At 50.3% G+C, this 22,867-nt stretch carries 21 protein-coding genes; 18 read left to right on the top strand and 3 right to left on the bottom strand.

The annotated features are described in order from the left end of the window. Window positions 1–33: 33 nt before the first annotated feature. A complete protein-coding gene (locus A3844_RS24760; RefSeq protein WP_371916000.1) occupies window positions 34–273 on the bottom strand; it encodes an NHLP leader peptide family RiPP precursor in 240 nt (79 codons plus the stop codon). A gap of 83 nt (window positions 274–356) precedes the next feature. Next, window positions 357–1,292, bottom strand: coding sequence for a hypothetical protein (locus A3844_RS24765; RefSeq protein ID WP_074108760.1), 936 nt, complete (start codon window positions 1,290–1,292; stop codon window positions 357–359). A 131-nt stretch (window positions 1,293–1,423) separates the two neighbouring features. Here A3844_RS24765 and A3844_RS24770 point away from each other — a divergent pair, with 131 nt between their 5' ends. Both A3844_RS24770 and A3844_RS24775 read left to right on the top strand, forming a co-directional pair. Then, window positions 1,424–1,738, top strand: a complete 315-nt coding sequence (locus A3844_RS24770) for a hypothetical protein (protein WP_074108761.1) — start codon at window positions 1,424–1,426, stop codon at window positions 1,736–1,738. 49 nt (window positions 1,739–1,787) lie between these two features. Beyond that, the gene (locus tag A3844_RS24775; protein WP_074108762.1) at window positions 1,788–2,864 is read left to right on the top strand and encodes a Gfo/Idh/MocA family protein; all 1,077 of its coding nucleotides are present in this window, start codon (window positions 1,788–1,790) and stop codon (window positions 2,862–2,864) included. A 169-nt stretch (window positions 2,865–3,033) separates the two neighbouring features. Here A3844_RS24775 and A3844_RS24780 read toward each other — a convergent pair whose 3' ends face one another. Next, window positions 3,034–4,965 carry a beta-N-acetylhexosaminidase gene (locus A3844_RS24780; RefSeq protein ID WP_074108763.1) on the bottom strand — a complete coding sequence of 644 codons (1,932 nt, stop codon included), beginning with the start codon at window positions 4,963–4,965 and terminating at the stop codon, window positions 3,034–3,036. An 84-nt stretch (window positions 4,966–5,049) separates the two neighbouring features. Between A3844_RS24780 and A3844_RS24785 the strand changes: the two genes are divergently transcribed. The 16 genes from A3844_RS24785 to A3844_RS24860 all read left to right on the top strand — a co-directional run bounded on the left by A3844_RS24785 (window position 5,050) and on the right by A3844_RS24860 (window position 22,867). After that, window positions 5,050–5,904, top strand: coding sequence for a helix-turn-helix domain-containing protein (locus A3844_RS24785; protein ID WP_074108764.1), 855 nt, complete (start codon window positions 5,050–5,052; stop codon window positions 5,902–5,904). Window positions 5,905–6,542: 638 nt separating this feature from the next. Further along, on the top strand, window positions 6,543–8,189 hold the full coding sequence (locus A3844_RS24790) for a sensor histidine kinase (RefSeq protein ID WP_074101827.1): 1,647 nt from the start codon (window positions 6,543–6,545) through the stop codon (window positions 8,187–8,189). Window positions 8,190–8,212: 23 nt separating this feature from the next. Further along, entirely contained in the window at window positions 8,213–8,848 is a 636-nt protein-coding gene (locus A3844_RS24795) for a response regulator (protein ID WP_074083036.1), read from the top strand. A gap of 382 nt (window positions 8,849–9,230) precedes the next feature. After that, window positions 9,231–9,971, top strand: a complete 741-nt coding sequence (locus A3844_RS24800; RefSeq protein WP_074083038.1) for a YveK family protein — start codon at window positions 9,231–9,233, stop codon at window positions 9,969–9,971. Then, window positions 9,955–10,596 (top strand): CpsD/CapB family tyrosine-protein kinase, encoded by a 642-nt coding sequence (locus A3844_RS24805; RefSeq protein WP_074083040.1) that lies wholly within the window; start codon window positions 9,955–9,957, stop codon window positions 10,594–10,596. Before A3844_RS24800 ends, A3844_RS24805 begins: the two co-directional genes overlap by 17 nt. A 142-nt stretch (window positions 10,597–10,738) precedes the next feature. Beyond that, complete coding sequence (gene galU, locus A3844_RS24810; protein WP_074083042.1) at window positions 10,739–11,626, top strand: UTP--glucose-1-phosphate uridylyltransferase GalU; 888 nt, start codon at window positions 10,739–10,741, stop codon at window positions 11,624–11,626. 53 nt (window positions 11,627–11,679) lie between these two features. After that, window positions 11,680–12,372, top strand: a complete 693-nt coding sequence (locus A3844_RS24815; protein ID WP_074083044.1) for a sugar transferase — start codon at window positions 11,680–11,682, stop codon at window positions 12,370–12,372. Between the two features lie 19 nt (window positions 12,373–12,391). Continuing rightward, a complete protein-coding gene (locus tag A3844_RS24820; RefSeq protein ID WP_244169847.1) occupies window positions 12,392–13,333 on the top strand; it encodes a glycosyltransferase in 942 nt (313 codons plus the stop codon). 8 nt (window positions 13,334–13,341) lie between these two features. Further along, window positions 13,342–14,688 carry an O-antigen ligase family protein gene (locus A3844_RS24825; protein WP_074083046.1) on the top strand — a complete coding sequence of 449 codons (1,347 nt, stop codon included), beginning with the start codon at window positions 13,342–13,344 and terminating at the stop codon, window positions 14,686–14,688. Beyond that, window positions 14,685–15,458: a WecB/TagA/CpsF family glycosyltransferase gene (locus A3844_RS24830; RefSeq protein WP_074083048.1), complete on the top strand. Its 774-nt coding sequence runs from the start codon at window positions 14,685–14,687 to the stop codon at window positions 15,456–15,458. The genes A3844_RS24825 and A3844_RS24830 overlap by 4 nt, the downstream gene beginning before the upstream one ends. A gap of 17 nt (window positions 15,459–15,475) precedes the next feature. Beyond that, entirely contained in the window at window positions 15,476–16,921 is a 1,446-nt protein-coding gene (locus tag A3844_RS24835; RefSeq protein WP_371916073.1) for an O-antigen ligase family protein, read from the top strand. Next, complete coding sequence (locus A3844_RS24840; RefSeq protein WP_074083052.1) at window positions 16,887–18,266, top strand: oligosaccharide flippase family protein; 1,380 nt, start codon at window positions 16,887–16,889, stop codon at window positions 18,264–18,266. Before A3844_RS24835 ends, A3844_RS24840 begins: the two co-directional genes overlap by 35 nt. Before the next feature lie 232 nt (window positions 18,267–18,498). Then, the gene (locus A3844_RS24845) at window positions 18,499–19,353 is read left to right on the top strand and encodes a glycosyltransferase family 2 protein (RefSeq protein ID WP_074083054.1); all 855 of its coding nucleotides are present in this window, start codon (window positions 18,499–18,501) and stop codon (window positions 19,351–19,353) included. After that, window positions 19,340–20,533: a glycosyltransferase family 4 protein gene (locus A3844_RS24850; RefSeq protein ID WP_074083058.1), complete on the top strand. Its 1,194-nt coding sequence runs from the start codon at window positions 19,340–19,342 to the stop codon at window positions 20,531–20,533. The genes A3844_RS24845 and A3844_RS24850 overlap by 14 nt, the downstream gene beginning before the upstream one ends. Then, on the top strand, window positions 20,527–21,666 hold the full coding sequence (locus tag A3844_RS24855) for a glycosyltransferase family 4 protein (RefSeq protein ID WP_074108765.1): 1,140 nt from the start codon (window positions 20,527–20,529) through the stop codon (window positions 21,664–21,666). The genes A3844_RS24850 and A3844_RS24855 overlap by 7 nt, the downstream gene beginning before the upstream one ends. 100 nt (window positions 21,667–21,766) lie before the next feature. Next, on the top strand, window positions 21,767–22,867 hold the full coding sequence (locus A3844_RS24860; protein WP_074083064.1) for a glycosyltransferase: 1,101 nt from the start codon (window positions 21,767–21,769) through the stop codon (window positions 22,865–22,867).

Here is a 22,867-nt window from a genome sequence, read left to right on the forward strand (position 1 = left end):
GTGCTGTGTAGGCTTACCAGGTGCTGTGTAGTATTACCAGGTGCTAAGTGTGTTAAAGTCCGTTTTCATTACACCTGATGCCGGACTAGGCGGGATAACCAGGTAGAACTCGTTGGATCCTTCTTCAACGGTCTTAAGTGTAATATCATCGGGAAGTTGAATGCCTAGCGCTTCTTGGAGGGCTGCTTTTGGATCTGTGAGTAATCTTTGCTTGAAACCCGGATCTTCCCATGCCTTCTGAATCACTTGATTTCGGAGAATTGCTTCTGACAAAATAATCACCCTTCCCAAAATGGTTATATTTTCCTGATCAGTATAGCATAGCCCAATCTATTATTCTACATCCTATTTCCTATTTACAGATTAATATGTTTGGATAACCAGTAGCTGAGACCCCCGTGCTGCAAAAGCTGTTTTTCGGCTTCAATGGCTGCGGCCATGTGCTGCAGATTCTTAACCATCATCTGGTGGAAGGATATGAGATGAGGGGCGTTGAGCTGGCAATGCTCCAGCTTTCTGTGATTGGATAATGCCGTCTCGGCATACTCGGCAAGTCCGCCTGTGGTATAAATATAATCCTTGACCTGTGTTTTGGTAAGCGCTTCCCTTTGGGTGTTGAAATGACAGCAGACCAGTGACAGCAGACAGTTGTAGCTCCCCCCGGCAAGATCCTGCTCCCAATCCTCGTAGTCGTCCAGCATTTGCAGCGTCAGCAGTATCGTGTGGAGTACATCTTCCGCTTCCGTAATCAATGAAGCATTGCCGGAATACAACAGGACAGCTGTACTGGTAAGCTTCAGCGGACTGGCTTTGTGAGAAATCTTCAGGCGGTCATTCAGAAAATAATCCCCATGCGCCTCACCGGCCATACTGTCAGCCCACTCCAGGATATAACGGTTGAAGCAGAGCCAGAAGAGTGAGTCCGACGGGAATAGCGGTCTGTATCTGTTGAGAAATTCAACATACAGCAGATTGGCAAGCGGGAGCTTGCGGGCTGCACTGTCCTCGCTGCTGTCAATCAAGTCATCCTGAATGAAGAAATACAGCATACAAAAGACATTGCCCACCGACAGTTGCCGGACTTCCGCATCCGTAAGACCATAGCCGTCCCTAAGCCAGAAGGGAAGCAGATAACAGATGTAATTTTTGTGGCTTCCTGTACTAAACACGTTAAACTGTTCGAGATAGGATAGTCCTTGGGCACGAATCGGTTCAGGGAATCCTGAAATAATGATGCTGCAGTCCTTAAATACCAAACGGAGCTCTTCATCGAAATCATGCAGCCAATCCATAGTTTTGTCTCCTGTCATCAGCTTTTTTGAAAGATTTATGGTTCGCATTTACAGGTAATAAATGGTTATTTAAGATGATTATAGTCTTCCCGTCAGGTGTTTTCAATCTAAATTCGAGGGGGAATTCTACTATGGAATGGTATACGTTCGGGCAAATGCTGATGCATATCCGCTTGGGACAAAAGGCGGCCACTCCTGATGGGCGTATAGTGCTTCGGACCTCTGCCGGATTGCTCTGGCAAGGGGGAAGGATGGATGGGGTTTTCGTAGAAATTAAGGATTATCTGTTCTCCGATCTATGGAGGATTTACGAGGATGAAGCGAGCTTGAAGGAGAGCCATAACCGGGATTTTTTGGAGCGGAGAGAGCGGGAAATGTTGGAGAACCAATATGAAGAACAGCGCTGGAATCATATGAAGGAACAAGGAGGGAAGAGAGGAGAATAATTCTACTGCGTGGGTTGACCAAGATATTAAGGGTGAAGGGGAATTAGGTATGGATAAAGTAGTATTTGGACTGGTGGGCGGGGGCTGGCGTGCGGAGTTCTATTTAAGGATCGCCCGAGAACTGCCGGAGCGGTTTACCGTTGGGGCCATGTTTGTCAGGAATAAGGAAAAGGCAGCAGCTCTTAGCAGAACTTGGGGTGTAAAGGTGTTCACCACCATCGAGGAATATATCTCATCGGGAGCTTTTTCATTCACCGTAGTGAGTTTGAAAAAAGATATCAGTACAGCCTACGTGATCCGATTGGCCGAGGATGGGATTCCGGTGCTGGCTGAGACGCCTCCCGCTTCAGACCTGGCACAGCTCAAGGAGCTATGGAACCGAGTGGGCCGCTCCGCGAAGATTCAGATTGCTGAGCAGTACTTGTTCCAGCCGATGCACGCCGCAAGAATTAGACTCGCTGCATCAGGCAGGCTTGGAGCCGTCAGCCAGGCTCAGGTATCCGCTGCGCATGGTTATCACGGAATCAGTCTGATCCGCCAACTGCTCGGCATGGGCTTCGAGGATGTCAGAATCCGTGCTCAGAATTTCCGCTCCCCGATCATTCAAGGACCGCAGCGGAGCGGTCCACCTTCCGCCGAAGTACCGGTGCAGGCTGTCCAGACCCTGGCAACGCTGGATTTTGGGGATATGCTGGGTGTATTCGATTTCACCGGTGAGCAGTATTTTTCCTGGATCCGCGGCAACCGTGTCCTCGTTCGCGGGGAGCGTGGGGAGATAAGGGATCATGACGTATCCTGGCTGCAGGCCTATGACACGCCGCTGTACAGCAAGCTCCGCCGGATCGATGCTGGGCATGGCGGGAATCTGGAGGGCTTTTACCTCAAGGGAATTATGGCCGATGGAGAATGGCTGTACAAGAATCCATATGGACCTGCGCGTCTGTCGGATGATGAGCTTGCCATCGCAGAGAGCCTTACCCGGATGCAGCAATATATCCAAGGCGGGCCATCATTCTATAGCCTGGCTGAAGGAAGCCAGGACCAATATTTGGCGCTGCTGCTGGAACAGGCAGCCGGGAGCGGCGAGACGGTAGTCTCGCAGCGTCAGCCTTGGGCGGTGGAATGAGCCTGCGCCGCGGGGAACCGGGTTTGGCCCATTTAACTACGGCAGCAATGCCGTTGTTTGCCCAAAAAAGCTGCCCGTTCGCAGTAATACATGCGGCAGGGCAGCTTTTCGGCTTTTTAACGGTTAGTTTCTTTTTACAGTTACTTGTTCTTACAGGTTAGATGAGGAGTTATAATGCTGCCGAACCGGTTAACTCAGCAGCCAGCCCGATGTACTCGGAGCGGAGCCGGACCAGCTTCGAGACACTTTGCTCCAAACCGCCGGGCCGGTTACGCTGAATCCACAGCTGGCGGTAGTGGTGAAGCAGAAGGTCAAGGTCTTTGATCTGCCGGTGGATCAGGGACGGGTCTAATGTGCCGGCACCCTGTGCCAGATGTTTCTTAATTCGGGCCAGCTGCACTGCATGCTGTACAAAATGAATGCCATTCCGCAGCTCCTCCAGGACAAGACGGGCATCGCCGCATCCAAGCTCCAACTGCTCAAGCTGTGCTTCTATTCCTTCTATATAATGCTCCAATTGATCGAAGTGCCCGTCCGTCAGGTTGGTGACAAGCTGCACCTGATGCAACGGGGTACGCATCAGCATGGACATTTCCGTATCATTGGGACGGACAACCCCAGATTCATACTTGTAATAGTTGCCCAGATCAAGCAGCAGCTGACCGATTTTGCCCGAGCGGTCATGGAAGACAGCTGTATTCAGATAAGCGGCAACATCTGCTTCAAGATTATTCTCCACGTTCCAGGCTACTGCCGCACCATAGGCGAATCCGGCATAGCTGACGGGCAGGTGCTGCCAATGTCCGAAATCACCCCAGTCGGTGATCAGGTAGCCGATGGCACCATTATTTTTGCCATGCACTGCAGCGCTGCGCAGATTGGCCAGCATGTTATCGCTGCGGCCCGTGAGTGAATTCCAGGAGCTGGTTCCGGGGCATACGTAGAACGGAATCCCCGCTTCCCGGAATTTCAGCGTATCTGCCTCAAACGGGTGGGCTGCGCTGTAGCCCCATTCCATAGCAATGATATCTTTGGGCAGCTGGGGGATAAGCTCGGGGTGCTGGATGATAATATCTCCCCAGAACTGCATCGTTTTGCCGCGCTCCAGGACAAGCTTATGAATCTTCTGTAGGAAAGACAAATACAGCTGACCTTTGCCTGCGGCCCCGGCCGACGCTTTGCTTTTGCCAAGACCCAGTTCATACGTCTCATCACAGCCTACATTGAACTGCTTCGATGTGAAATAAGGAAGGAGGTCGTCATACATGGTTCCTAACAGTTCGAGGACTTCGGGATCTTCGGTATGGAAGGTACCGGGGTGCATGAACAGTCCTTCCGGGTACATTTCGCTGTCGTACATATTCTCCGGGAGCATGAAGCCTTCCGGAATTTCGGCCAGGGTATTGAACTCCGGACGGGTCAGCCAGCCTTCCATGTGCCCGAAGCTGTTTTGATTCGGAACCAGCTCGATATAACGTTCCTTGCAATAGGCGTCCAGCAGCAGAATTTCCTCCCCGGTGATGGGCGTTTCCAGCTCCCAGACCTGTGGAAAGGACTCGTAAGCGAATGGAGAACCTTCTATATATAACTGTAGCTGGTTCAGCTTCAGATCCGCCATGAAATCAATAATGTGGTAAAGGGTTTCGAGCCTCGGGATTTTGTTGCGGCTGATATCGATCATCAGTCCTCTGGCGGCAAAGTCAGGCTGGTCCATAATCTGCAGATACGGGATGCTCCTGCCGAATTGCTGCAAAATTTGTTTTAGCGTGGCTGTAGCGTAATAGGCTCCTTCTGGAGAACCGTAAATGACGGCAATTCCGCTCGAATCGATGCGGATTTCATAGCCCTGTGCGGGTAGCAGGGGACTATAACTAAAGTGATAGACGGAACGGGTAGCTGAACGTGTGCCTACAGACAAGGAAAGACTGAGCTGCAGGACCTGCGACAGGATGAGCTGAAGCCTGCGCGCGGCAGGAAGAACGGAACCCTCTGCTTCTCCCGCAAGAACTATGCTTCCTGCGGAGGGATGCTGGAACCGGCCTTCGGACCTGACCAGCACATGTGGCTTAGGAAACAGCTGCAATGGATGATTATCAGACATAGCGTGGACACCTCTTGTTCATGTAGAATATGATCATCTTCAGATTAACCATATCACTCCTGGATAGAGGGAGGAATGCACATCATGTCCGAGGTCATGGATTATATGATCAGTCCATACCCCATAAGGATTATTGATCCCAAAGTAGAGTCTTCCAGGCTCAGGCTGAAGGCGATACAGATAGGTCAAGCGGGTCATCTTCCGGGAAGAATATTGTTTCGTACAAACGTTGTATTCGAACATTGGGCACTTGTATATATTTTATCCGGGAACGGTACCTATAGGGAGAACGGCGGCAAGATACAGCAGGTGCGTGTCGGAAGCCTGTTTTTCTTCCGTCCGGGCTGCAATTACAGCTTCGGACCTCCGCAGGGAGGAAGCTGGGACGAATACTATGTTAATTTCACAGGTACCCGTGTGACCGAATGGCTGGAAGCGGGACTTATTGAAGGGGGGACGGTATTCGAGGCTGCTGCATTTCAGGGGCTCACTTCCCTATTCGAGCAGGTGCTCGGACTGATGGAAGGCGGTGTACCTGCAGATGCGGACAGAGCGGCAGCTATGCTGGAGGGGATATTGCTGGAGTGCTCGCTAATCACTCAAGGCTTTGCCTGGACACGGGAGGCCGACATTATGCCCCAAATCCGCGAAGCGTTGAACGCCTGCATCTACGGAACGCCGGATCTTTCGGACATTGCTGCCAGACATCATATTTCCATGTCAACCCTTCGCCGCCTTGTGCGGCACAGCAGCGGATACCCTTTGCATGAGTATATCCACCGGCTCAAAATGGCTGAAGCGAAGCATCTGCTGCTTAACACCTCCCTTCAGGTAAAAGCGATAGCCGGGATGCTGCATTACGCCGATTGTTTTTATTTTTCAAGGTTATTCAAGAAATATATGGGCATGTCTCCGCTCAACTGCCGCAAAAGCTTATAATTACCGACAAATTTCTACTTCATATGACGTAGATATGTCGGAATTTGCGGTTTTTTCATTGACATCGGCAAAAATTAAATGTTATTATTTAGGGAATATTTGCAGAATCACGATAGTTCTTATAGACTATGCCGGAGATGAAGCCATGAAGGAATTTTACTGCATCAGCTGCCGCAGTCTCCATAAGGTGGATATACACAACCACACCGTACGTATTTTATCCACTGGTTATCATATCGTTGGCGAACAACGCTATCAGATTTGCATTTGTAATTCATCCAAGTTGCCCAAAGCTTTGCCGTCGGTGACCGAGTAGACTTCGAAAGACTGGAACGATTACCACAACCATAGATTTCAGCTGACAAAACAGTCTGTCCCATTTTTAAGGGCAGGCTGTTTTTAGTTAAATGCATGCTGGAATATATTACTTATTAATGAATTCGCTATCATTAGAAAAGATGGATTGGATTTGATGATCCTTTGAAAAAAAAAGCCCTATTTAATGCAAAAATCATCAAATGTAAACGTTATCAACGAAAACAGGAACTTGTTATTGTGATTTTTCTCATGTATGATGCTTTTAAACAAAGCTTAGAAAAAGCTCGCATTTTCCAAAAACTGGAGAATAGGGTGGTGGGATGAAAATTAAAGCAACCGCGGAAGACAGAATGATTACACTTTACAGAAACATTTCTTTGTCCCTCACATCATTGATGTACCTCCTGGATCATACGGGACCTTCCGTCTTTTATAAATCCCTATTAATCATGCTGTTATTTTTATTTGCCCTAGTATTCACTGTTTATTACCGGAGGCTGCGTAAATGGCCGCGTGTTCTTATGCTTGCAGTGAGCATTGAGATCGCTGGAATCATTGTACTGGCGTTGTGTACTGGCGGATATGACAGTCCGTTTAAACTATACGTGCTTAATCCAGTACTCATCGCAGCAGGTTCCCTGTCCTTTTACTTCAGTTGGAGCCTGTTGTTTGGATATTTTGGGATATTCGCTGTATTTTGTTACTTTTTCATGAACTCATCCGGTAAAACATTTGCAGAAGCAGTGCTTGATAACGGCAACCTGTTTCTAGTCCTGGTACTTACGGTTATAATTATGCAAATGGTCAATCGGATCAAGCGGCAGCGGGAAGCGGCAAACGCACGGACGAACGAAACCATGGAGCATATTAAATCGCTCTATCACATTGTAGAGACTTCAAGTCAGCATGATTTTATGAACATCGGGCAAGTCATTACGGATTATGTGGTGAAGCTTACTAAGCTGGACAAAGCATTGTTCTGGTTTGCAAAGAAGAGTGGGGAGCCTGCCCCTGAGAGCCGTCAGACCGGCTGGCAGCAGGAGGAGGAATGGTTCCTGTTTGCAGAGCTGGAAAAGCATGAGCATGAATGGAGATTGCAGCGCGAACCTGTATTTAAAAGCCTACCCGGACTCGGAGACTTTCTGCTCATGCCTGTGAGAATGAGTACACGTTTTGTGGGCATGATTGGCGTCAAGCTGGAAGCATCGGAGGGGCTGGAAGGCCGCAGATGGTACATCCAGCAGTTAATGTTTCTTTCGGAGCTGAGCGCCATTATTCTGGAGCGTCATGAGCTTGGCGTTATTGAGAACCGGCTGATCATCACCAATGAGCAGAACCGGATTGCCGATGAAATGCATGATAGCGTGTCGCAGAGCCTTTTCGGCATTGTCTACGCTACTCATTCTCTGAAGCAGGCCTGGCGGAAGATGTCCGAATCCGAGCTGGAGGAGCAAATCGAGTTGATCCATGATTCAGCTACCAAGGTTGCAAAGGAGCTACGCATTACCATTTACAGCCTCAGCTCCAAAAAGAGCGGCGGTCCTACATGGCTGGGCATGGTTAGATCACATTTAAAAAGCTTATCCAGGTTGAATGATGTGGAAATTGAGTTAAAAATAACGGGGGATGATTTCAGTCTTCCTTATCCTTACCACAAGGCGCTCTTCCGGATTATATCCGAAGCGACAGGCAATGCCATACGTCATGGTGCTGCCAGCCGGGTGGATGTCGAACTGTCACTTAAGCCGAAATGGATCAGACTTTCGATAAGCGACGATGGCGTTGGTTTCGATACTGATCTGCTCTGGACCGAATCCGAGGATAATACCGGCGGACTAGGCATGAAGAATATGCAGTATCTGGCACAATCCCTAGGCGGTGACTTCCAGTTGTCCAGCAGTGAGAATGCAGGCACCAGAATATTAATTTCGATACCTGTCGGCGTGGCTGAACTAAAAAATGCATAAACTTTAGGCAGGAGGTCGTTCTAGTGAAAATCGTCATTGTTGATGATCACCCATTGGTTAGAAGAGGACTCGCGGCGGTCATTTCCATGCAGTCGAATCTGCATTTCGCCGGCGAAGCAACGAATGGCCAAGAAGCTCTTCTGATCATAGAAGAGACGCAGCCTGATCTTGTGCTTATTGATCTCAAGCTGGCCGATGAATCAGGTCTGGATGTCATCAAAGCAGCGCGTTCACGTGGGGTGATCAGCAAGTTCATCCTATTGACCTCATCGGCGAGCCGGGAGGATTTCCTGAAGGCGGAAGAAGTACTGGTTGACGGGTATGTTCTCAAAGAAGCGCTGCCTGAGGAACTGCTGTTTGCCATTCAGCTGGTTCACAAAGGCCGAAAGTATTATGACCCCGGACTGATGGAAGATAAGATGCGGATGAACGGCAACAGTCCAACAGACGAATTGACTCCGAAAGAAAAAGAGGTGCTCATTGAGCTTGGACAGGGGGCAAGCAACCGGGAAATCGCCTCAAGGCTGTTCATCAGTGAGTTCACGGTGAAAAAGCATGTTAGCCAGATTCTGGCGAAGCTTCAAGTGGCTGACCGGACACAGGCAGCACTATACGCGAACGCGGTGGGGCTCACCAAGTATGAAATGTCATACGATTAACTTCCATTAAATTTAAATTATGTAAGAACACGGACGTAATAGTCTGTGTTTTTTTTTGCCTTCAGGAGGTTTTTTCGTACGATTTTTGTATTTCCTCTGATGTTAGAAAAGCCATCTGAACAGAATCTGAACAGGATGTACATGCCCATATGCCTGCGGACGTAGCTATTCATGCCACGGCTTGTCAGGCTTTTCCAGTCTTATGGTACTAAAGTATACCATGCGGTCCCTCTTTTGTAGTAAACCTCCTCACACGAAAGTGAAGATTAAAGTGATGGTATGACCCATGTGGGGATTCCCGGAGATTGATAAAATAAAAGCAAGATATCTGAAACTTTCATGATTGCTTTCAGAATGCAACGAATGCGGAAGGAGGGTTACTGTGGAAAAGACGATTTTAGATTACATTAACCTGATAAAGAAGAGGTTATGGTTAATCACACTGTTTGTATTAATCTCCTGTGCCACCACCTTCTATGTCAGCAAGAACTTCGTCGTGCCTGTCTACTCAGCCTCCGGACAGCTGCTCGTCAACAACGCCGCGAATGTCCCCGAGAGCAACAATCTTAATAATCTGAACTTCAGTCTCAACCTCATCGAGAGCTATAAGGAAATTATGAAGTCGCCAACGATTATGAAGAGCGTAGTAGCAGAACATCCGGAGTTCAATCTGACAGAACAGCAATTGGCTGGTAAGCTGCAGATTAAGTCTTCGGAAAAAAGCCAGGTGATCAACCTGAGCGTACAGGATGAGAGCTACACCAAAGCGGCTACGATAGTCAACGCGGTCTCACAAACATTCATCCGCAGTTTGCCGGCACTGATGAATCTGGACAATGTGGCATTCCTGACACCGGCAGATCCTACTGATGTTCCTGGACCCGTTAACGGCGGATCCACAATGAACATTATCATCAGTTTTGTAGTCTCGCTGATGGCAGCAATCGGAATTATTCTGCTGATGGAAACTCTCAACGGTACACTCCGGACAGAGAAGGAAGCAGAGTTCGATCTCGGACTTCCGGTGATCGCCAGCATTCCTGCGATCCGCAAACGGGACTTAGGAAAGTCGGCAAACGCTAAAGCAAGAGTAGGGGAGGGTGCTTATGTTACGGCTGAATAAAAGTCTGATTGCGGACATCAATCCATCCTCGCATATCTCCGAATCCTTCCGCTCGCTGCGCACTTACATTAGGCAGCTTGGGCTGCTGAAGGGCAGTGGAGGGCAAGTGCTCCTCTTCACTTCTGCTGAACGCGGGGAAGGCAAGACGACGATATTGTCGAATCTTGCAGTTTCCTTTGTACAGGACGGTAAAAAGGTGGCGGTTGTAGACTGCAACCTGAGACGTCCGGGGCTGCACAATGTGTTCGAGGTTGAAGGCAGTCAAGGACTTGCCGCATATCTCGGGGGCATGGAAGAAGCGAAGGACATTGCCGTTTACGGCAATCTGGCCAATCTGGCTGTAATCCCGGCGGGAATTACCAGCGTGAGTCCTCCGGACCTGTTGGGCAGTGAGAGAATGGCAGCCTTGCTGGAGGAACTGAAGGCGAACTTTGATCTGGTGCTGCTTGATTCGCCACAGGCGGTTGAATTCAGCGATGCACGCATCCTGGCTCCCCTGTCTGATGGACTGATTATCGTTGCCAGACACGGCAAGACCAAACGCGAGTCGCTCAAAAAGCTGAAAGGCCTGATGGAGCAGACAGGCGTGAAAATTCTCGGAATTGCTATGAATCAGACCAGATAGTACTTCCAAGCGGGTTTTGTTCTAAAGAGAAAATGAGTGGAGCTAATACTTACAAAACCTGGTGTATGCTTCCGAAGCAAGTTTTGTACGAAGAATATTCGGATGAGGCATATGCTTACAAAACTCTTAGGAGGTAAGTGCGATGAAGAAGGTAAAAAAGGTGATTATCCCCGCAGCAGGACTAGGAACGCGCTTCCTTCCGGCGACGAAAGCAATGCCTAAGGAAATGCTGCCAATCATTAACAAACCCACTATTCAGTACATTGTGGAAGAAGCGATCGCTTCCGGCATCGAAGACATCATCATCGTTACAGGTAAAGGGAAACGCGCAATTGAGGATCACTTCGACAACGCTTTTGAACTAGAGTCCAGACTGCTGGAAGACGGCAAGCTGGAGCTGCTGAAAGAGGTTCAGCGTTCATCGAAAGTTGAAATTCACTATATTCGTCAAAAAGAACCCAAAGGTCTGGGTCATGCAGTATGGTGCGCTAGACGCTTCATCGGAGACGAGCCCTTTGGCGTAATGCTGGGTGACGACATCGTAACCGGCAAAGTTCCCTGCCTGAAGCAGCTGATCGACCAATACGAGGAAACGCAGAATTCAGTCATCGGAGTCCAGGAAATTCCTGATGAATTCACCAACCGTTACGGCATCATTGAACCCGATTTGCAGGATGGACGATTGTACCGGGTTAATAATTTTGTCGAAAAACCGGCGATTGGCACCGCGCCATCCAATCTGGCGATCATGGGACGTTACGTGTTCACTCCAAAGATCTTCAAATACCTGGACCTTCAGGAAAAAGGCGCAGGCGGTGAAATTCAGCTCACGGATGCCATTCAGAAGCTGAATCAGAGCGAGCGGGTATATGCTTATAACTTTGATGGTACGAGATACGATGTCGGTGAACGGCTGGGATATATTTTGACTACACTTGAATTTGCACTGCAAAGCGAGGATCTGCGGTATCCGGTGATGGATGCGATGGCTGAATGGCTCAGCAAAGAGGGATTAACTCTGAATAGTTGAAAGCCAAGTTTATACTTTCGAAAAGAGCAAACTTTTAGGAGGAATGAGGAGAAATGAGCATGCAAAAACTGCCGGAAGACTATGAGGCCGTCCTGCCGAAACTTTACATGCTACATGCCAAAGAAGGAAGTAAAGAAATGGATTCCTATCTGGTGATGAAGCGGATTATCGACATTTTTTTCTCCGCTCTTGGCCTTCTCGTGCTGCTGCCGCTGTTCATCGTGGTGGCGATCCTGATTAAGCTGGAAGATCCGAAAGGAAAAGTGTTCTTCCGTCAGAACCGGGTTGGCAAGGATGAGAAGCTGTTTCCAATGTATAAATTCAGATCCATGGTCTCCAATGCCGAGGAGCTGAAAGCGAATCTTTTGGCCTACAACGAGGTCAGCGGCGCGATGTTCAAGATCAAAAATGATCCCCGCATTACCCGTACAGGAAGATTCCTGCGCAAGACCAGCATTGATGAATTGCCACAGCTCTGGAATGTGCTGATGGGTCATATGAGTCTGGTGGGTCCCCGTCCTCCGCTAGTGGAGGAAGTTGCCCAATACACGGAATATGACAAGCAGCGGTTAATGGTTACACCAGGCTGCACGGGCTATTGGCAGGTAAATGCGAGAAACAGTGTCGGGTTTGATGAAATGGTTCAGCTGGATCTGACCTACATCCATATCCGCAGCACGATGCTGGATCTCAAAATCATCTTCAAGACAGGCCTGATGCTGCTCGGCTCTAAAGATGCGTATTAATAAAATGGGAATTGGGTGAATGCCGATGCTTGTATACGGAGACGTTCCTAAGATTTCCATAATCATCTGTACCTACAACCGGGCAGCTTTGCTGCTTAAGACGCTTCAGTCGCTGTTGCCGCTGGAGAATCTGGATCAGGCCGAAGTCATTCTGGTGGATAACAGCTCCAAGGATGATACGGCAGCAGTGGTCAAGCGGTTTATGGATACGGAAGGTACAGATATGGATATCCGTTACATTCTGGAGCCGGTACAAGGGTTATCGGCGGCCCGGAATACAGGGATTCTGGCTTCCAAATCGCCGCTCATCGCTTTTCTGGATGATGATGCGATTCCTTGCCGGAATTGGATAACGACAATTGTAGACACGTTTGATCAAAAGCCTGAGGTCATGGCCATGGGCGGCAAGATTGCTCCGATCTTCGAAAGCAAGCGTCCGGATTGGCTGATCAAGCCGTTCGAGCTGCCTTACACCATCGTCGATTTGGGCAACCGCATTAAGGAATATCCGAAACGGCTTCATCCCTGCGGCGCGAATATGGCGATGCGCAAGGTGGCCTTTGATATCAGCTTGTTTCCACTGGAGCTCGGAAGAAAAGGAGATTCACTTCTCTCCGGTGAAGAGACCTGGCTATTCAATCAGATTGAAAGTCAGGGACATTCGATTCTTTATCATCCGCAGATGGCTGTCGATCATTTCGTACCGGCCAACCGTTTGACGGAGGATTGGATAATGAAAAGATATTACAGTCAAGGCATATCCAACGCGATGAAAAGCGCTGGTGTGAAGGATAATCTGCTCCTGCTGGGTAAGACGGCCGCCAAAATCATCTATGTGATGGCTGACTCGATCCTCTCCAGAAGCCAGGGAAGAAAACTTCTGAACAAATGCCGGTTGGAGAGTATTCGCGGAACTCTTCATATGATCTGGAACCGGAAGAGGGAATCTGCAGCGGGGTGAGGGAGACAATGACGAATTTTGAGTGGGGCTCCAAAATAAATGCTTTACCATACGGAATGCTCTATCTCATGTCCGCACTGTTCCTAGGAACAGCGGTCATCTATCAGCCGGTAATAGCGATAGCAGCCGTACTCCTGATTATATTGCTGGTTGTCTCGATCACTCGTCCTGAACTCATCAGCTATTTCGTCCTGCTCACGACAGCGGTCTCCATCAACTTTCTGTATCCCGGCAGCATGTTCGGCGTTGAGATTCTCTCGCTTTACAAGCTGGTGATCCTGATGCTGCTGGTACCCTGCATTCTGGTGAACGGATTGAAGTTCCGTTTGAGCCCGCCCCTTTGGGCGATGGTGGGGCTGCTATTCATCACCTTTGGCACCTCCATATGGCTGCCGGAGATGAACGGGTCCATTGCAATCAAGGCATTTATCGGTTTGTCCCTTCCTTTTGTCTTCCTCCTGATTAACTGGAAGAGGGAAGTAGCTGAACGGCAAATCCGTATTATCGCTTCGCTCCCACTAATGAGTGTGCTGGCCGGAATCGCCCTGCAAGTCGCACATCTTCACTCATTCCTCGATGTGGAGTTCACAGGCGCTGTACGGGTTCAGGGAGCGAACATTCCGGCGCATCTGGCGATGCTGGCCTTCATGGGCGTGGGAATTGCCTTCATTGAGATCAAGCGCAGTCCGCAGCATGCACGTTATTTCTATACCATGCTGGCGCTGAACTTCCTGATTCTCATCGGAACTGGGACACGCGGACCGATATTGGCACTGGTGTTAATGGCTCTGTACTATTTCTACGATATTTCGCGGCAGTACCTGAAGGGCAGAACACAATTTCTGATTCCGCTCCTGTGCTCGGTTATTCTGATCTTCTCGGCGGTATATCTGCAGCTCGACAACATCAAGAAGCGTTCCTTCGAACGCACGACGGAGACGACGGTTGACTTATCGGGACGTGCAGAAGCCTGGGAGTACTTCCTGAACAAGGCGGCAGATTCTCCGTGGTCGGGCAGAGGACTTGGAGCCGTTACGGTGGCGAACGACGGGACACTGTATAAAGGATTCGTGGTTCCCCACAACGAGTATATCCGCTTTTACTTTGATGGAGGGTATATCGGAGCCATACTGCTTCTCATTTCATTATTGGCTGTGTTTACTCTGGTGTACAGAGCTTTGGCAAAGCCAGTCAAACCATATTATCTGTTCTTCATAGCAGGGTTTATGATTTATTCGTTTTCCGACAACACGCTGTCGACGGTCCAATCGATTATTCCATTTTGTTGGTACCTGAACTGCCTGTATCGATCTTCACAGCCAACCGATTCCCCACAAAAAGAAGTGATACGATGAACCAAGTGAACATGTTCGATGTCAATTTCGATAACTATGATTTCATGGACCTGCTTGATTACATTGATAAGACTATTCAGGAGCGGTCACAATCGTACATCCTGACCTGCAATGTCGATCATGTGATCAAGCTTCGCAAGGACAAAGAGTTCCAGACCGTCTATTCCGAAGCAGGTGCTGTAGTGGCAGACGGAATGCCGCTCATCTGGGCCTCAAAAATGCTTGGTAAGCCGCTGAAGCAAAAGGTATCGGGAGCAGACCTTTTCAGCCGCCTAGGCAATGCCTTTGAGCAAAGGAAGTACCGGCTGTTCTTCCTCGGCTCTGCACAAGGTGTGCCGGAGCAGGCAACCAAGAATCTTAAAGCGGCCTATCCCGGCATGAATATTGTCGGCTGCTATTCTCCTTCCTACGGCTTTGAGCACAACGATGAAGAGAACCAGCGTATTATCGAAATGCTGACAGAGAGTCAGCCGGATATTGTGTTCGTAGGCGTGGGAGCGCCGAAGCAGGAGAAGTGGATTTACCGGCATTACAACTCTTACGGGGCGCCGATCTCCATTGGCGTGGGAGCGACCTTTGACTTTTTGTCAGGATCGGTGAAGCGGGCGCCGGATTTCATGCAGAAAACAGGGCTCGAATGGTTCTGGAGACTCAGCCAGGAACCGGGCCGGCTCTGGAAAAGATATCTTGTCGATGACGCTCAATTCCTGGTTCTGCTGCTCAAGGAGCTGCGCAAACGGGATAAAGCAAAGGGAGGCAGGCTGGAATGAATGTAAGTCTTCCGTCCATGAAGTCAGCAGGAACGCTGCTGCTGATCTGCGGTATATGTCTTGGGCTTCCGCTGATGATCGGGTTTGCCAGTGCGAAGCTCAGCTCTTCCAATAGTCTTCAGGGGATTATCCTGGCGGGAATCCTGTTTCCGGCCTTCCTGCTGGCATTGCTGAAGCCGAAGGCGCTAATCGCCTATACCTTGCTGGTCTGGGCGGTTGCTCCAGAGCTGCGGCGGATCGCTGATTGGTCGGAGGGAGTCTATCATTCTGTATCACTGCTCAGTCTGGCGCCGCTGCTCACAGGTGCTACCCTGGCAATTCCGGTGCTGGGGGAGATTCACCGCATCCGCAAATCCTCCACCCGGATTATCCTGTTGTTCTCGGTGGCACTCGCTTACGGAGCGCTGATTGGCCTGGCGAAGAACGGCATAGGCTCAGTGTACGATCTGGCCAATTATATCGTACCCTTGCTGCTGATTCCCTTCTTCGCGGTAACCCGCTTTAGACCGAAAGACATTGACCGGTTGCTGTATGCTTTTGCGAACATCGCTGTTCTCGTAGCCATTTACGGAATCGTCCAGTATTTGACCGTTCCGCCTTGGGACGCCTTCTGGATGAAGAATGCCGATATGATGTCCATTGGCACACCGTATCCTTTGGAAATCCGGGTTTTCTCCACGCTGAATTCACCCGGACCTGCAGCGACCTTCCTGGTCTTTGCCCTGGTACCGATGATTCTGGAGAAAAGATGGCAGGGTACCCTGCGCTGGATTGGCGTTATGCTCGTTGTCGTCTGCCTCCTGACCACATTGGTGCGTTCAGCCTGGCTGGTCATGCTGGTCATGCTGCTGGTATACATCGCTTCCTCCCCGTCAAAGGGCAAATGGAAGGCGCTGCTCCAACTGGTCTTCGTCGCTGCCGTACTGTTCTGGATTGTCCCTAAGCTTCCGGGCGCGGAAGGGCTGGTCGCCCGTATGGAGACACTGACCTCTGTGCAGGAAGACCACTCCTATAATGAACGCCTGAGTCTATGGCAGAACATGCTTCCGATGGTGGCGTCCAATCCGATCGGCCAAGGCATAGGCAGTGTAGGCCAGGGTACCAAGATCGGCAACGGTGGAGAACTTGGCGAATACGGAAATATGGACAACGGTGTGATCGCCTTACTGCTCACCTTCGGGGTCCTGGGCGCATTGTTCTTCTTTGGTGCCCTGGGCGCAGTCATTAAACAAATTATAGTCAGAGTGACCAGCAGAGACAGTCTTCAGCCATATGCCCGGTTATCACTGGCAGCATGGATGGGAGCAGTGGTCAGTCTGGTATCGGACAACGGTTTTCCCGGACTCAAGGGCTACCTGATCTGGATGCTGATCGGACTAGGGCTTGGGGCCAAAGAGATTATTGATAGCAGAAAGAAGGGAACACCACATGCAGCCATTGAACGCGAAATCACTTCCCACTAGCACCGTCTGGTCCTCGCTTCGGCGGTTTACCAAGAGCAAGGACAACAGCTCCGCAGCTGTGAAGACTATGTTCGTCAGCGTGCTGATCCTGCTGGTGAATATGCTGACCGGTGTGCTGACCGCCCGCTACCTGGGTCCTACAGGACGCGGAGAACAGACAGCTATGGTGAACTGGTCACAGTTTCTGGCGTTCAGCATGAGCTTCGGGATTCCTTCGGCGCTGATCTACAACGCCAAGAAGAATCCGGATGAAGCAGGCGTACTCTATCGGGTGGCCTTGCTAATCGCACTGGCATTCGGGACAGCAGCCATGATTGTGGGGATTGTGATCCTTCCATATTGGCTGAAATCCTTCAGCCCGAATGTCGTACTGTTTGCGCAATGGTCAATGATCCTGTGCCCGCTGATCGTGGTCTCACAGATCAACAATGCAGCTTTCCAGTTCAGAGGTGATTACAAGACCTTCAACTGGCTGCGGTATCTGCTCCCGCTGTTGACGCTGGTAGCCATCGGAATTCTGATCCTCACCCATTCGATGAATCCTTTTACAACTGCAGTTGCATATCTGGTACCTTCAGTGCCGGTCTTCATCTGGATGACGGTTACCCTGCTCCGTACCTACAGAGTGAAGATGAAGGATGCTTACAAGAATTTCAAAAGACTGTTCACCTATGGACTCGGTTCCTACGGAAATGATCTGCTCGGACAGTTCTCCTTCTATATCGACCAGATCATTATCGCCGGCCTGCTGCGGCCAGCCGATCTGGGATTATATGCGGTAGCGGTAAGCCTCTCGCGGATGGTCAACTTCTTCTCGAATTCGATCACCGTGGTGCTCTTTCCAAAAGCTTCCGAGCTGTCCAAGGATGAGGCCATTTCCCTTACCTTCAAAGCCTTTCGGATCAGCACAACGTTCACCCTGCTGGGCTCCCTGTTCCTGATGCTGGTTGCACCATTCGTGATTCCGCTGCTGTACGGCAAAGATTTCAACACAGCTCTGACAGTGTTCCGGCTGCTGCTGCTGGAAGTTACGATCAGCGGAGGCACATTGATACTGGCCCAGGTGTTTATGGCGCTCGGCAAACCGAAGTTCGTATCGATCCTGCAAGGGGTCGGATTGATCCTGGTGATTCCGCTGCTGTTCCTGCTGGTGCCGAAATTCGGATTGTTCGGGGCAGGGGTAGCGATGCTCTCCTCGGCAGTGCTGCGGTTCTTATTTATTATCCTGAATATCAAATACAACCTGAAGGTCAAGCTGCCCCGCCTTATCATTAACGGGGATGACATTCAGTGGATGAAGACGACGATGAATTCCTATATTCGCAAAAAACCTATGGATACCTAAGCAAGCGAGCAGAGGCACTAAGCGAGCCGCTTCTCTGCTTAAATAATAATGGACGGTGTTGAGAGGAAAGTAGAGAAAGTTTGGAGCTGTAGAAGCGTAGCGTTCGCCTTTGTCTTCTGATTTCAACCGCAGCTGCGGCCTTAAATAAAGAAATCAGAAGACAACAGCGATCGGAAGCCCAAACATTTCTCGAATTGACGACAAACACCGGACTGAAAAGGAGGATACCTTCATGGATTCAGTGAAAAGCGTGCTTGGCAGCCCGGGCAGTTACCCGATATCCGCTGTCATCATTGCTCAGGATGACGAAGTTCGAATATCCAAAGCAATTCAGTCCTGCCGACTATTCGCCGATGAGGTGGTTGTAATCGACGGAGGGAGCAAAGACGGGACGGTGCAACTCGCCGAAAGCTTGGACTGCCGGGTGTTCGTTAACCCATGGCCCGGATACGCGAAACAAAGGGAATTCGGAGTGGAACGCGCCGTCCATGATTGGGTCTTCCTGATTGATACCGACGAAGTGGTCAGCGATGAGCTGGCGCAGGACATTCTGGACCGCAAGCCGGGACTTACAGACAGGGAAGTAGCGTTCTCGCTGTACCGGATCGGTGATTTTCTGGGCAAGTGGCTGGATAAAGGTGAATACCTGGTGCGTCTCTATAACCGCACGGCATATGCCATCCGCAACAGTCTGGTGCATGAAATACCTGAGGTACCAGAGGAAAAGACGGTCAAGCTGAACGGAATACTCTGGCATCAGGGCTTCCGCAGCATCAATGACCATGTCGCCCGCTTTAACAAATATACCGATCTGGAAGCACAAACGGCTTATGCCAGCGGCAAGCCCTTTAAGATCAGCCGCTTGCTGATTCGCCCGCCGGCTCGCTTTTTACAGAAATATTTCCTGCATGGTCTGTACAAAAAAGGGATTTCAGGGTTTGCAGTATCCATATTCTGGGTGATGTATGAATTCATGGTCGGCTTCAAGCATTACGAACTGAACAGCTCCGGCAAGCTGGCCCGGCATAATGCACTGGGTCAGGCGGAAAAAGAGAAAAAAGGGGAGAGAAGCTATGCCGTACAGTGACGGATTGAACATTATGACTACTGGCCTTAGCTGGCCCTCTTTACAGCCAGGCGGACTCAACACGTATTTCAAATCCGTCTGTGAGCAGCTCTCTTCACGCAACAAGGTGCACGCGCTGATCTGCAGTCAAGAGACGCCTGCCACCGCCAAAGAGCTGATTATCCACAACGCCGGCGACCCCAAGCAGACCATTTGGAAGCGCAAGGATGCGTTCCAGCGTAAGGCAGCGGATCTGATGGGGAATGGAAGCGGACGTATAGATATTCTCTATTCCCACTTTGCACCTTATGGAATTGGCCCGGCGCTCGAAGCCAAGAAACGCGGCATTCCTGTGGTGATGACCTTCCATGGTCCGTGGAATGAAGAGATGAAGATCGAAGGTCAAGGAATCAAACACCGGGTCAAAACAACCATTGCCAAATCGATTGAACATAAAGCCTATAAGCTTGCGGACAGATTCATCGTACTCAGCGAATACTTCCGCGACATGCTGCACAGCCTGCACGGGGTGCCGCTGCATAAGATCACAGTGATCCCTGGTGCTGCTAATGTAGACCGCTTCATCCCTGCTACGAACCGGCTGGCGATCCGGCGGACACTGAATCTTCCAGAGGGAGCAACCACCGTTCTAACGGTGAGACGCCTGATGAACCGGATGGGGCTTTTACAGCTGCTGGAGGCCTGGAAGCAGGTCGCCGAGCGTTTCCCGAATGCAATTCTGCTGATTGGCGGCAAAGGCCCGCTGCGCGGAGAGCTGGAGGAGAAAATTGCAGACTACGGACTCGGCAACAAAGTAAGGCTGCTGGGATATATTCCTGACCATGAACTAGCCTCTTATTATCAGGCAGCGGACATGTTCGTGGTTCCATCCCAGGCACTGGAAGGGTTCGGACTCATCACCGTCGAGTCATTGTCCTCCGGACTTCCCGTTATGGCGACTCCTGTAGGCGGCAACAAAGAAATTCTGCAGGGCTTCCGGCCGGAGCTGCTGTTCAAGGGTTCATCCAGTGATGATATGGCGGAAGGCATGATTCACATGCTGAGTAACCGTAAGCTGCTGCCGGGCCGTGACGAATGCAGAAACCATGTGCTCGAGAAGTATACCTGGCAGCATGTAGGCGACCAAGTAGAATCCGTATTCCTTGAAACGTTGGGAAAGGGTGTGGCTGCAGGATGCTAAAAGTCGCTTATATCGATCACACCGCCAAATGGAGCGGCGGAGAGGTTGCGCTGTTCAACATCCTCACCAATATCGGTGAAGAGATTGAACCGCTCGTGATCCTCGCTGAAGAAGGAACACTTGCCGAACGTCTCCGGGAGAAAGGCATTGATGTGCGCGTCATCCCGATGGATGAAAGCATCCGCAACCGCGGACGGAATGCCGTCAATCTCGGTGCACCTGCTGCCGCGCTTGGACTACTGTCCTATGGCCGCAAGCTGGCTCCCATCCTCAAGCAGGAGAAAGTGGATTGTGTGCATACCAATTCCCTGAAATCGGCATTCTACGGAGCCGTTGCCGCCAAAAAAGCCGGTGTGCCGCTGGTCTGGCATATCCGGGATCACATCGGCGCCCCTTACCTCAAGCCGGTTGTCGCCAAGGCGATCCGGCTGATGTCGCGCCTGCTGCCGAACGGTGTCATTGCGAATTCGCATTCCACGTTAAATGCGCTGGAGCTACCCCGTACGAAGAAGACACTGGTTGTCTATTCCGCTTTTGCCAAAGCAATTGGTGAAGGCATCGGCAAAAGGGACCAGAAGGATTTCAACGTTCTGCTGGTAGGCCGGCTCGCGAACTGGAAAGGCCAGCATATCGTCCTGGAAGCGGCTAAGGCTTTTAAGAACGATAGCCGGGTGAAATTCTGGCTGGCCGGGGATGCCCTGTTCGGTGAAGAAGAATACAAAAATGAGTTAATTCAGAAGATGCAGCAGGATCAACTGACTAATGTCAGCCTGCTGGGTCATGTGGAAGATATACAAGGCCTAATGAACAAAGCCGATTTGCTGATCCACACCTCGATTACACCTGAACCGTTTGGCCAGGTGATTGTCGAAGGCATGGCGGCTGGACTTCCGGTCATTGCCTCCAATGAAGGCGGGCCGGTAGAGATTGTGGTTCCCGGTGTCACGGGAATGCTGATCCAGCCTGGAGACCCAGTCGTACTTGCAGACTCCATCACCTGGATGCTGAACCATCCCGAAGAGCGAAAACGGATGGCGGATAGTGGAATGAAACGGGTGAAAGAGCATTTTGTCATCGAAAATACGGTCAAGGATATCGTCGATTACTACAAAGGCTTGCTGGCAGCGACCTGACCTTATGTAAGACAAGAGCTTGTAGCTCGATCAGGAACTAATACATCCATGCGTTCACTACTTGATGATGCTGCTCCATAAAACTTTGAGGATGATTCACATGAAAATTGCGATAGCGCACGATTACTTAATCCAAATGGGCGGGGCGGAAAGAGTAGTGGAGGTATTCCACCACATGTATCCGGATGCTCCGATCTTCACGACGGTTTTTAACGGAAGCCGGCTGACCGACAACCTCAAAGACGCGGATATCCGGGCCTCCTGGCTGCAAAAAATCCCGGGAGTGAAGACCAATTTTAAAGGGGTGCTGCCGCTTTATCCCATGGCCATCCGTGATTTGGACTTTCGCGGGTATGATATCGTCCTGAGTTCCAGCAGTGCTTTCATGAAAAGCATACAGGTGCCCGAGTCTACGTTTCATCTTTGCTACTGTCATACTCCGATGCGGTTCGCCTGGGACTATGACACCTACATGGAGCGGCAATCGAATTCCGGATTGTTCAAAAGACTGCTCAAGGTCTACATGCAGCGCCTTAAGAACTGGGACCAGCGGACTTCGAAGAATGTAAACCAGTTCGTTGCCAATTCGTCCGTAGTAAAAACGCGGATTCAGAATTATTACCACCGGGATGCGGATGTGATTTTTCCACCGATCAACACGGCACGCTTCAGCAGTTCGTCCTCTATAGGCGATTACTACCTGATTGTATCCCGGCTTGTATCCTACAAGCGGATTGATCTGGCGGTGGAAGCCTTCAACCGCAACGGTCTGAAGCTCTATATCGTCGGTGACGGGCCGGACCGCAAGCGTCTGGAGGGCATGGCCAAAGACAATGTATCGTTTCTGGGCCGGCTTGAGGATACGGAGGTTACGGGCCTGATGTCGAAGTGCCGGGCGTTCATTTTTCCCGGAGAAGAGGATTTTGGCATCACGCCACTTGAGGCGAATGCCGCAGGAAGACCAGTGATTGCCTATCAGGCCGGAGGGGCACTGGATACCATCGTCCCCTATGTCAACGGCGTATTCTTCCAGCATCAGGAAGTTGATGATTTGCTTAAGGCCATTTACGAAGTGGAGTCCTACGCGTGGGACATTGGGCAGATTATGGGTCATGCGCGTAAATTCGATGAACAGGCGTTTATGGTTCAGTTCAAGCAGTATGTAGAACAGGCCTACGTCAATTTTCTAAAAGGAGGATGA

Origin of the sequence: Paenibacillus helianthi (genome assembly GCF_001909055.1) — a bacterium.
GTDB lineage: Bacteria > Bacillota > Bacilli > Paenibacillales > Paenibacillaceae > Paenibacillus_AQ > Paenibacillus_AQ helianthi.